Source organism: Mesorhizobium sp. M7D.F.Ca.US.004.03.1.1, assembly GCF_003998635.1.
GTDB classification, from domain to species: domain Bacteria; phylum Pseudomonadota; class Alphaproteobacteria; order Rhizobiales; family Rhizobiaceae; genus Mesorhizobium; species Mesorhizobium loti.
The window spans coordinates 1-2,770 of the sequence record NZ_RZQG01000798.1 but is presented as its reverse complement, the minus strand read 5'-3'; the positions used below and the strand labels follow the sequence as shown (position 1 = coordinate 2,770).

General features: G+C 60.2%; 3 protein-coding genes. 1 reads left to right on the top strand and 2 read right to left on the bottom strand.

The window, feature by feature from the left end:
* Positions 1-85: 85 nt before the first annotated feature.
* Complete coding sequence (gene flgF, locus EN935_RS30010) at positions 86-808, bottom strand: flagellar basal-body rod protein FlgF (RefSeq protein WP_109659410.1); 723 nt, start codon at positions 806-808, stop codon at positions 86-88.
* A 7-nt stretch (positions 809-815) separates the two neighbouring features.
* Entirely contained in the window at positions 816-1,937 is a 1,122-nt protein-coding gene (locus EN935_RS30005; protein WP_109659412.1) for a DUF1217 domain-containing protein, read from the bottom strand.
* Positions 1,938-2,084: 147 nt separating this feature from the next.
* Here EN935_RS30005 and motA point away from each other — a divergent pair.
* Positions 2,085-2,770, top strand: a 686-nt coding sequence (motA, locus tag EN935_RS30000) for a flagellar motor stator protein MotA (protein WP_127373920.1), incomplete at its 3' end; no start/stop codon positions are given.

Genomic DNA, 2,770 nt, shown 5'->3' with positions numbered 1-2,770 from the left:
GTTCCAGCGCAGCAAGCCGGTCTTCCGGCGCTGGCTGGAGCTGTCTTTCGGGTGCGCGCAGGGATGGCTGGTCGAGCAACATGGACTATTTCGAGCCGAGCGTCTTGATCGCCTCGTCGGTGGAGGAGTCGGTCTGCCGCATCAGGGCGGCGGTGTTCTCGAAGGCACGCTGGACCATGATCAGCCGGGTGATTTCCAGCACCGGATTGACGTTGGACTCTTCGAGGAAACCCTGGGCAACGCCGATATCGGAGCGATCGGTGACAGGCTCAGGCGTGCGCGCCGGAACGATGCCGGAATTGCCGTAGCGGACGAAATTTTCGCCCGGATCGAAATTGTAGACACCGATGGAGCCGACAAGCTGATCGTTCTGGCGCAGCGAACCGTCGGCCCCGGCCTTGGGTGGACCGTTGCGCGGGTCGAGCTGGATCGGCGAGCCGCCGGCATCGAGCACCGGGTGGCCCTCGATCGACATCAGTTCGCCGTTCTCGTTCATCGAAAAGCGCCCGTCGCGGGTCATGACGGTGCCGACAGGCGTATCGATGGCGAACCAGGCATCGCCCTGAATGGCGAAATCGAAGGGATTGCCGGTCTCGCTCAAAGCACCGTGGGCGCCGGAAAGATAGGTCTTGCCAGAGGAGGCGAAGGACACCGATTTCGGTCCGGTGCCGGACACGACGTCCTCGAACTTCACGCCAGTGGCGCGAAAGCCGATCGTCGAGGCGTTGGCGACGTTGTCGGCGATCGTGTCGAGGCGACGCTCGAGCGCGATCTGCGAGGAAAGGGCGACGTACAGGCTGTCCCGCATGATGATCTCAGAACCTTAGTTTCTGCATGGCCATCATCAGGTCGGTGGAGATGCCGACCGTGATCGGCTGGGCAAACAGCACGCTGACCGAGGTGACGGCGGATGAGGTCGGGTTGTTGATCTCGTACATGCTGGTGAAGCGCGTCAGGAACTTGCCGAGCTTCTCGGGATCGGAGAAATCCGAGATGTCGAGTTTCTGTTCGAACAGCTGCGCCTGCTTGTCGACATCGGCGGTGGCGAAGGAATCGGGCAGCCCGAGCACGGTGCGCACGACGCTGGCAAGGGCGGTGTCGGCCAGCACGTCGTACCAGCTGGTGATGGTCGGCGCCTTGCGATCGAAATAGAGCGCCAGCCGCACGCCCTGGTTGGTCTGGCCGGCATCCTCTTCGAGGGTCTGGCGCATGTATTTGTCGACGGTCGGCTGCTGCGCCGGATTGATGGTGGTGGTGTTCTCACCATAGGCCTCGAAATTGAAGGCGGAGGCAAGCGCGGCGTAGGTCTTGTCCGTCATCTTGTTGGCGACGCTGTCGGGGTCGCGAACGCCACCTTGCAGAACACGCTTGATGAGGTCCTTGTCCTCGGTCGTCGAATCGAGGCCGAATGACGCCAGCGCGTATGTGTAGAGCCGGGTGTTCGACATCAGATCGTCGATCGACTTCACCTTGGTGATGTTGGCGAGATAGTATGTCGTCTCGCCCTTCACGTAGTCCGAATCCGGATCGAGGCCGGCGATTTTCGCCTGCGTGGCGTAGTTCTTGGTCACCATCTGCTGCGTCTTGTTGTAGATGGTCGCATCGGCGCCGTTGGCGGCGAAATTGAAGGCGCTGACGAATTCGGCGTAGCGCTTGTCGGTCAGCTTGTTGGCGAAGCTGTTAGGATCGGAGACGCCTTCCTTAAGTGCCTTGACCATGAAGGCCTTGGCGTAGTCCATGTCCTCGAGCCCGTATGCCTTCATGGCATATTTGAACAAACGGTCATTCTTGACGAAATCGTCGATCGATTTCACCTTGGTGATGTTGTCCAGATAATATTTGGTATCGCGATCGACCACGGGCTGCTGCTCGATCCTGTCGAGCGACTTCGAGATGTCCTTGGTGATGAGCTGGTAGCTGGTAAAGGTATTAAGCAAAGACGTGCCTCCGGCCGAAGCTATGCCAGCACAATACCCCCACTTCCTTGCGCGAAACTGAATCGTCTCCGACGCTTTCGATTCAAGCCTCACACAAGGCACGGGAGCTATCCCTTACGCCTGATGTGAAATGCGGAAGGACCTTTCGTGGGCATTCTGATTGGACTGGTGGTTACGCTCGGCTGCGTCCTTGGCGGCTTCATGGCCATGGGCGGCCATCTTCACGTGCTGGTCCAGCCGTGGGAAGCCGTGGTCATCTGCGGCGCCGCGTTCGGCACGTTTCTTGTCGCCAATCCGATGAAGACGGTCAAGGATACCGGCAAGGCCATCCTCGAGGCGTTCAAGCAGGCGGTGCCGAAGGAACAGAACTACCTGGAAACACTGGGCGTGCTGCACAGCCTGATGCGCGAACTGCGCTCGAAGTCGCGCAGCGAGGTCGAGGCGCATATCGACAATCCCGAGGAATCGGCGATCTTCCAGGCCTTTCCGACCGTACTCAAGAATCACGATCTGACGAATTTCATCTGCGATTACTGTCGCATCATCATTATCGGCAATGCCCGCTCGCACGAGATCGAGGCGCTGATGGACGAGGAAATCCAGACCATCAAGTCCGACAAGATGAAGGCCTATCACGCAATGGTGGCGGTCGGGGACGGCTTGCCAGCGCTCGGCATCGTCGCCGCCGTGCTCGGCGTGGTCAAGGCGATGGGTGCGCTCGACCAGTCGCCGGAAATCCTCGGCGGCCTGATCGGCGCGGCCCTGGTCGGCACCTTCCTCGGCATCTTCCTGTCCTACGCGGTGGTCGGACCCGTCGCCACCAAGATCAAGAC